Below are 8,343 nucleotides of genomic sequence, written 5' to 3'. Positions count from 1 at the left end.
AACAGCGGATAGAACCATGTGATCGGCAGCGAGCCGTAGAACAGGCCGCCGAGCATCGGCCCCAGCGACATGCCCAGGTCGATGCCGATGTAGTACGTGCTGTTGGCGATGCCGCTGCGCTCCTTGCCCGCGATGACGACGGCCTCGGCCTGCGTGACCGAACTCATCATGCCGTAGCTGAACGCGGTCAGGACCGCGCCGAGCAGCAGCACCCAGTCGTTGCGCATCAGCGCCAGGCACAGCAGCATGCCCACCATCGCCACCGTGCCCACGATGAAGAACAGACGGAACGGCTTGGTATCGAACAGGTTCCTGAACGCCAACCGCAGCACCAGCAGCGCCGCCGCGTACAGCGGGAAGAACAGGCTGACGTCCACATCCAGGCCGCGTGCGTCGGCGACCTCGACCAAGAACGACTGGTTCGCGAAGTACGGGATCGAAAAACACATGAACACCAGCGACAACGGCACCACGCGCGGTTCGACGATGGCACGCAGCGTGAACCGGCGTGCGGCGGGCCTTGCGTCGGTCCCGGCGGCATCCGCGCCGCCTTGCCGTATGGGGTGGCCGCCATTGCGGACGAACAGCACGGCGATCACCATCAGCGCGGCCAGCACCGTCGAGATCAGGAACGTGCACCGGTATCCGATGAGCTGCTGCGCCCGGATGCCGACGGCCGGGCCGATCGCCATCGCCAACGCGTTCATCGTGCCGTACAACCCCATGCCGGCACCCATGTGACGAATCGGCAGCAGCATGGCCATCCACGTCGCCAGACACACCGAGCAGCAGGCGAACCCGACGCCGTTGACCATGCGGGCCGCGATCAGCGAGGCCGGGTCGGAGGCCAGCGCATACCAGACGCTCGATACGAGATACAGTGCGGAACCGAACGACACAATCGCTCTCTTGCTGATACGGTCGGACAGGTTGCCGGCGATCGGACGGCAGAACAGCGAGACGAAGTTCATCGCAGCCGTGACCAATCCCATCAGCGCACCGCCCGCGCCCAGGCTTTCGGAGAATCCCGCCATCAGCGGCGACACCAGCATATTGCTGGCCATGAAGCAGAACGTCGCCGCCATCACCAGCACCACATCGCGGTTCAACAGCCGTTCCTCGCCTCGTTCGCCCATCGTGTGTCTCCTTCCCGCCTCTCCCGTTCCGGCGCGGTCGTCGCCCGACGACCATATGCCGTGCGGTCCGGGGGCGGATACCACGATACGTCGGACGGCAAACCGCCAGATATCCGGGGTTCGGTATGATGGACGGTTGGCGTTGCAGAAACGGTATGCAGAACATGACGGACACGAGTCGCAAGTTAGGGTGAGACGATGGCCATCGAGGCGCAGGGATTGGAGATTCAGATCGGTGCACGCACGCTGCTGCACCCCACCGACTTCCACGTATCCAAGGGAGACAAGATCGGTCTGGTCGGCCGTAACGGCGCAGGCAAGACCACGCTGACGCGCGTGATCACCGGCGAGGTGCTGCCCGCGGGCGGCAAGGTGCGCGTTTCCGGCAAACTCGGCTACCTGCCGCAGGACACGCACGCGGACGATCCGAACCAGACCGCGCTTGACCGGATGATGAGCGCGCGCGACATCGCCACCATCATCAGCCGCATGCGCAAGGCCGAACGCGAGATGACCGACCCGGACCCGGACGTGATGACCAAGGCCATGAACCGCTATGACAAGGCGATGCAGGACTTCGACAAGGCCGGCGGTTACGCGGCGCAGTCCGAGGCCTACACGATGGCCGAATCGTTGGGATTGCCGCAGGAGGTCATGAACCAGCCGCTCGGCACGCTCTCCGGCGGGCAGCGCCGCCGTGTGGAGCTGGCGCGCATCCTGTTCTCCGATGCCGACACGATGATCCTGGACGAGCCGACCAACCACCTGGACGCCGATTCGATCGAATGGCTGCGCGGGTATCTGAAGAGGTATGAGGGCGGATTCCTGGTCATCTCCCACTCCACCGAACTGTTGGACGAGGTGGTGAACAAGGTCTGGCATCTGGACGCGCAGCGCGGGCAGATCGACATGTACTCGATGGGTTGGAAGGCGTACCTGCACCAGCGAGTGGTGGACGAGGAACGCCGCCGCCGCGAGCGCGAGGTGGCCGAGAAGAAGGCCGAACGTCTGATGAAGCAGGGCATCCGTCTGCACGCCAAGGCCACCAAGGCCGTGGCCGCGCAGAACATGATGCGCCGCGCCGAACGCCTGCTCGCCGAGACCAGCGAGGCGCAGAAGAAGGAGAAGGTAGCGGACATCCGTTTCCCGGAGCCGGCACCCTGCGGCCGCACGCCGATCCAGGCCAAGGACATCTCCAAGGCGTACGGGTCGAACATCGTGTTCGCCGGCATCAATCTGGCGATCGACAAAGGCTCGCGCGTGGTGATCTTGGGATACAACGGCGCCGGTAAGACCACCACGCTGCGCCTGCTGGCGCATATCGAAGATCCGGACACCGGCGTGGTGGAATACGGGCACGGCTGCAAGGTCGGCTACTTCGCGCAGGAGCACGACACGTTGGACCTGAACGCCACCGTGTTGGAGAACCTGCAGCATGTGGCCCCCGAACTGGACAACACGCAGGCCCGTTCGATCCTGGGCTCGTTCCTGTTCTCCGGCGACGACGCGTTCAAACCGGCCAGCGTGCTCTCCGGCGGCGAGAAGACGCGACTAGCGCTCGCCACGCTGGTGACCAGCCGCGCCAACGTGCTGCTGCTCGACGAGCCGACCAACAACCTGGACCCGGCCTCGCGCGAGGAGATCCTGAAGGCCATCGCCAAATACGAGGGCGCGATCGTGCTCGTGACCCACGACGAGGGCGCCGTCAAGGCCCTGAACCCCGAGCGCGTGCTGCTGATGCCCGACGGCGACGAGGATCTCTGGAACGACGGGTACCTGGACCTGGTGGCCGAGGAGTAGCGAGCGCTCGCGCTCGCTGGTTGCGCGGCCAATCCCGATATGTCCGAATCCCCAGATTCTTACGATGTGAAGGCTCACATTTTACGCAAATAGCAAGAATCCGGGGATTCGGACAAACTGAGACGACCTACGATGCGGCAGCTCTCATCGGGCCCGGTCACGATTGCGGATCGAGGCTCACGCTGAGGTGCGATGAGGGCGAATAGAAATAGACGGTGAGCGTGTAGCCGTCTTTTGCCGCAAAGTCTGTGCTTGAGCCCATGCTGGACTCGACTTGCCAACCCATGTCAACGCAATCGTTGATGTATTGCTGATAATCGGCGGAAGTGGCTCCGATGACGGAGAATGACAGGCCGAACAGATCGTCATCCATAAGGTTCGTCAGATACGTTGATGTCGGCTGGGGAATCAGGGAGGCACGGGGAGAACTGGACGGCCATACGTCAAATGAGTTGGTCGATGCATCATCGACCATTTCCTGCGAAGCGAACTCATAGTACACGGTATGCAGAGCGTTGGTATCGGTGTTCAGGTATTCCACCGTAATCATTTCAGGATCCATGACGTCAAGCTGTTTGTCGTCGGTGAAGGTTTCACCTTCATACTTGCATTCCCCCGTCGCTTTTTCCCTTTTTTGGAGGAATCCCTCGACCTCGCACGTCAGACCGTTTTTCCTTAGTTTCTTGATTTTCACTTCCGTTCCTGAAAACGCCTCGGTGATTTGTTCGTCAGTGATGTCGGGCTTCACGGTGTAGTGAAGCTGAAAATCAGTCAGGCTGAATTCGGTGTTATTCGTGACGCTCAGTATTATCTCCTTATCGCCTCCGGCGATACTGGTTTTCACGGTGTACGGCAGTTGCTTGATGGTGATGCCATCGTTGGAAGAGGACACCGGTGCATCCTCGTCTACTTGCGGTTCATTTGAGGATTGCGCTCCGTTGCCGCAGCCGGCAGCGGCAAGCAGCATCATAAGACACGCAATCCCGGCTGCGGTCGTCTTCTTATACTTCTTATCCGTGGTCATGGTATCGTCCTTTCTGCCTAGTCCGGTCCATTCCGGTTCCCTCGCGCACAACTGATTGCGCGGTTGCCACCATTGTCATGGATGCGCGAAGACGCGACTTCAGTTGGCAACTGAATGTCCGGCTTGGCAATGCTGCTAATGTGCAGACCCGTATTGGTGTGATGGCCTGTTGTCGACAGCACACTTGAGAGGGAATCGGAACATGACTGTGAATGAACCGTCGTCAGCCGCGACATCTCATCTGGACAGCGCCTTGGCGGATGCGCGGCTGACGGAGGAACTGCTGAATCGCTTGCTTCGGAGCACGGACATCAGCTCGTTCCTGGATTCGGAACACATCGTCGATCTGGAATTCACGGACTACCTTCATGACGTGTTGGAACGTCACGGTCTTACCCGGGCCGATGTCGTGCGTGCATCGGGACTTAACCCCACAGTCGTCTATGACATTTTCGCTGGTAAAAGCCGCCCGGGTCGCGACAATGCGATCATGCTATCGCTCGGGCTTGATTGCGACCTGCAGGAGACGCAACGACTGCTCCGTCTGTCGGGTGTCTCGGAGCTCTGGTGCAAGCAACGACGCGACGCCATCATCATCTGGTGCGTAAACAATGGATATGACAGGGCGGCTGTTGACCATGAACTGATCCGGTTCGAAGAACGACCGCTGTTGCCGAAATCCGTTTCATAGTATGGGACGTTGTGCGGCTCAGACCTCACCGGGTTCAACGTCGACGTTCGCATAGTGTGCGTAGGTCAGGATCGATACCAGTTCGTACAGCAGGTCCTTGCCGTCAGCAGTGAGGAACATGTTGCCGCAGGATGTGACGATGCCGCTGACGTTGCCGGACCATGGTGCGACCCGGCTCGGATCGTCCTTGTCATACACCGCCTGTTCTGGACGAATCCGCGAGAGTGCGTCCCTGACCAGGTTGAGCTCTCTCGCCGTTGCAAATGCTGCGCTGCTTGGGCATCTCCCGAGCTGAAGGAACCTCAAGGCATGTGGGATGGTCTTGACAATCCTGCGCAGGCGCACGGCCACCGTGGAATACAGGGAGTGCCAGATGTCGGAGCCGCCGACATCCACGATTCGCTGACGATCGGTTGTTTGGATGAGCATGTTCACCTCCAGTAGGTAATGGGGATATCCGGATAAACGTCCGAGAGTTCGCTTTGGATGTGTTCGACTACTTCTTCCATAAACTTCTTCGAGTAACCCCGGCCGCGTGCGTCCAGTATGATTTCCTGTTTGGAACCTTTGGGCAAATCGATGGTTCTTTGGGATATCTCGACGCGTAATTTCTGGATCATGGTGTTGACATTGCCGCTATTGGATAGGTTGTAGTTTTTGACCTCCGTCGCCAATACGGCTTTTGTTCCGTTTCCGAGCGGGGAGACGACATCAGGTCTGGACGATCCCGGGGTTCCCCAAGGGACTTCCTTGCCGGCAAGGTATGAAACCTGACCCGTTCCATTCTTGATTTGTCTGAGGGCCTCTTGCTCTGATTCCCGATATGTGGGTATCTTCGACCCAGTCATCGTCTTCGGCATTACATGTGAAATGCCTCCGGTGACAGCGCCTATGATGGCACCCCACTTGAATGCGTCGGCACCGGCGAGCGCTGCGGCTTCCACAGTTTTCTCAACGTCTCCGGTTTCGATTCCTTTGATTGTGGCTTCGGTCGCTGCGCCGATGACGCCGGATGACAGGGCTACTGAGGCAGCAGTCTTTCCTGACACGGCAAAGAAGGCACTGACAGTACTTAATGCACCGGTTCCTGTACCTGCCGTGGCAACGGATATGGTCAGGCAGACCAGGATGATGCCGGTGCCGATCGCGACGTCGGATAACGCCTTGTAGTAGGCGTCGTTATACGACTCGAAGGCCTCGACCGTGGTCCTGCCGTTCTCCCCGAGTGTGAATACGTACCGGGTTCCCGCGAATTGGGCGTCGAGTTCTTCAAGGGTGTATCCGAAGAACACGTTCCGTTTGGAGTTGTAGGCGACCTCCTCCAAATATTCCTTGGAAATATACTCGGACGTAACCGCCTCGATGATGTAGTCGTCGCTGCCGAACCGTTGTTCCAGATCGGCGTATACATCATCTTCGATGCGTTGCAGTAGTTCCGGATCGTTGAGCGATGTATAGTGCGGCTGCTCGCTGTCCGTCCCGGCATCATCGGCGCCGCCATTCGCGGTATTCGAAGAAGACTCGGATGATGGCTGGGAGGTTTCCGCGGTTGGGGCGGAGCATCCTGTAATCAGCATGCATGCTGCCGCCAGCAGTGCGATCAGCTTGTTCCTCATGCTCGGCGTCCTCCCCTCGGTTGCTGTCGGGAACCGCTGCGTTTTCTTGCGACCAGTACCGAGAATGCCGCGATTACCGCGACCAGAACGATTCCGGCCGCCACGATGGCGGGCGTATATGATCTGGCGTGGTTGTTCTTCTCAGCTTCCCGGTTGCCGGGTGTAGCAATGGTTTCGTCATTTCGGGTTTGCGCTCCCTCAGCCTGTGCCTGTGCCGATTCCGATTGCTGTCGTGTCTCCGCATCGGCATCCGCAGAGGAGCCGAGGTCGGTATTCCCCTCGGATTCGTCGAAAGTGATGGTGCCCGCCTTGATGCGTCTGTTCAGTTCCATGATTGAGATACCCGTGTCGGAGAGCGCTCTCAGATACGGATCGGAACCCACGTAGATGGTCTTCGTCGTATCCTCGCCTGTGTATTGGTTCGCGGCCCTGATGGTGTAGATTCCCTCGTCGGTAAAGGTATCGCCATCGCTGGCCGGTCTGTTGGAACGTACATCGGCGGTGAACGTGCCATCGTCGGCCCGGGAGAGCACGGATCGCTCCACATCGACCGTGAGGTATTGGGAGTTGGCCAGATCGAGCGTGAACCCATGCTCGCTCAGTCCGTTGTCCGACAGCTCGCGTCCCGTATCGATGTCGAACGGGAAGATCATGCTGTTGCCGTTCCGGATGGAGAACTCGAACATGATCTTATAGTTGTGGAAACCGGGAATGGCGTTGAATATGCCGCCTTTGGACTTGATCTCATAATCCAATGAGACGATGTAGTCGCCTTCCTCGAACAGCTGCACCTTGGTGTCGGCGCCTGTTCTGGCGCTGGCGGCAAGATAATCCGTGTAGATGATCGGCTCGGAGGCCTCGCCCTTGCTGTTGACGCTTTGTATGATCAGCGCGCCGTGCTTGAAGTTGGTCTTGTCCACCTCGAACGCTTTGTCATAGCCATTCGTGTCCTCATTGATCGTCAACGCGTCGTCGCCATTCAGTGCGGAGATGTCTTCGGACAGATGGAACCACAACGTCACCTGATCATTGACGTTCTTCAGGAAGACCGGGGTCCCGTCGTCCTCGGTCTCCTCGCGCGTGTATCCGTTGACGAAGAAATAGCCGATGTCCCATCCATAATGCGGGTCATCGACGTCGATGCCCTTGTTGCCGGAGTACCCATTGTCCTTCCCGGTGTTGATCTTCTGTCCCAACTGTTGCTTCGGAGTGTCCTCGGGACTGATGCCGTCGGATTCGCCATGTACATAGAACACATACTCCTCCACCACTTTTCTGCGTTCGTAATTGTGCTTGGTGATGAAGAGAATCTTCGAGTCCTTGACTTGACGTTCCATCCTGTAGGCGACCTGTATCCTGAGATAACAGCCGTTCTGCAGTTGGACGGCGTTGGCTTCGTAGAACGATCGCGCCGTTTTGCCTGCAAACGCGTCAGGGAAGGCGGTCTCGTCGATCCACGTTGTACCGTCGAGGGAGGTCTGAATCAGAATCGCGCCGGATCTGACCTTATCGTCAAGTTTATGGCCGTTGACCGTTTTCCCGTTGTCATCGGCGAGGTGCCATTCGCGCGCTCCGCGTTTCTCAAGGTCCTTGTCGATGACATACGAGAAATGCAGCGTATCCGAATCGGTTTGATATGCAGGTATCCCATCCTGCTTCCCCTCATCGACCTGCTCGGCGATTTGCAGTGTGCCGTTGGCATCGGAATCGGAGGAGGGTGCGTCGGCGATATCGTATTTGCTGTCGTCGTCAAGCGTATATACGTGTGATGCCGGTACGTTGGTCGGCGCGTCATTCGCCACCGCGATATCGTGCGGCACGATGCACAGCGCGACGAGACAGATGACGCAGGCGGACAGGATGCTCGTCGTCCGCCTGCCATGATGATATTGGGCCGATGTCTTTTTCACGCCCATGCTCCTTTCGGTTTCTGCGCTGGTTCCGGATATGTCCCTGTTTCGCGGTCCGATGCTCCGCTATGTGAACGGGACGAATGACGATGCGAGCGTCACGAATGACCTCGTGGTGTGGTCCGGCTGCCTGAGCGGTACCGACTTTGCCATACATGGCAACGGT

Annotated in this window: 7 protein-coding genes; 2 read left to right on the top strand and 5 right to left on the bottom strand. The window is 58.9% G+C overall.

All coding sequences use genetic code 11. The annotated features are described in order from the left end of the window. The coding region (locus B4C31_RS08430) for an MFS transporter (RefSeq protein ID WP_291532099.1) at nt 1-1,136 on the bottom strand (1,136 nt) is incomplete at its 3' end. A gap of 198 nt (nt 1,137-1,334) precedes the next feature. Here B4C31_RS08430 and B4C31_RS08425 point away from each other — a divergent pair. After that, nucleotides 1,335-2,936, top strand: coding sequence for an ABC-F family ATP-binding cassette domain-containing protein (locus B4C31_RS08425; protein WP_291532098.1), 1,602 nt, complete (start codon nt 1,335-1,337; stop codon nt 2,934-2,936). 157 nt (nt 2,937-3,093) lie between these two features. On the opposite strand, the gene B4C31_RS08420 is transcribed toward B4C31_RS08425, so the two are convergent. Further along, nucleotides 3,094-3,960: a DUF6591 domain-containing protein gene (locus tag B4C31_RS08420; protein WP_291532097.1), complete on the bottom strand. Its 867-nt coding sequence runs from the start codon at nt 3,958-3,960 to the stop codon at nt 3,094-3,096. Between the two features lie 202 nt (nt 3,961-4,162). Between B4C31_RS08420 and B4C31_RS08415 the strand changes: the two genes are divergently transcribed. Then, complete coding sequence (locus B4C31_RS08415) at nt 4,163-4,651, top strand: helix-turn-helix domain-containing protein (protein ID WP_291532096.1); 489 nt, start codon at nt 4,163-4,165, stop codon at nt 4,649-4,651. An 18-nt stretch (nt 4,652-4,669) separates the two neighbouring features. Here the strand turns inward: B4C31_RS08415 and B4C31_RS08410 are convergent, their stop codons facing one another. Genes B4C31_RS08410 through B4C31_RS08400 form a run of 3 tightly spaced genes read right to left on the bottom strand, consistent with a single transcriptional unit; the run spans nt 4,670 to nt 8,183 of the window. Beyond that, nucleotides 4,670-5,080, bottom strand: coding sequence for an Imm70 family immunity protein (locus B4C31_RS08410; protein WP_291532102.1), 411 nt, complete (start codon nt 5,078-5,080; stop codon nt 4,670-4,672). A 2-nt stretch (nt 5,081-5,082) separates the two neighbouring features. After that, the gene (locus B4C31_RS08405; RefSeq protein WP_291532095.1) at nt 5,083-6,267 is read right to left on the bottom strand and encodes a hypothetical protein; all 1,185 of its coding nucleotides are present in this window, start codon (nt 6,265-6,267) and stop codon (nt 5,083-5,085) included. Continuing rightward, entirely contained in the window at nt 6,264-8,183 is a 1,920-nt protein-coding gene (locus B4C31_RS08400) for a hypothetical protein (protein WP_291532094.1), read from the bottom strand. Before B4C31_RS08400 ends, B4C31_RS08405 begins: the two co-directional genes overlap by 4 nt. Nucleotides 8,184-8,343: the final 160 nt, after the last annotated feature.

Source organism: Bifidobacterium sp. UBA4282, from assembly GCF_002394995.1.
Classification (GTDB): domain Bacteria; phylum Actinomycetota; class Actinomycetes; order Actinomycetales; family Bifidobacteriaceae; genus Bifidobacterium; species Bifidobacterium pullorum_B.
This window is presented reverse-complemented; position numbering and strand designations above follow the sequence as displayed.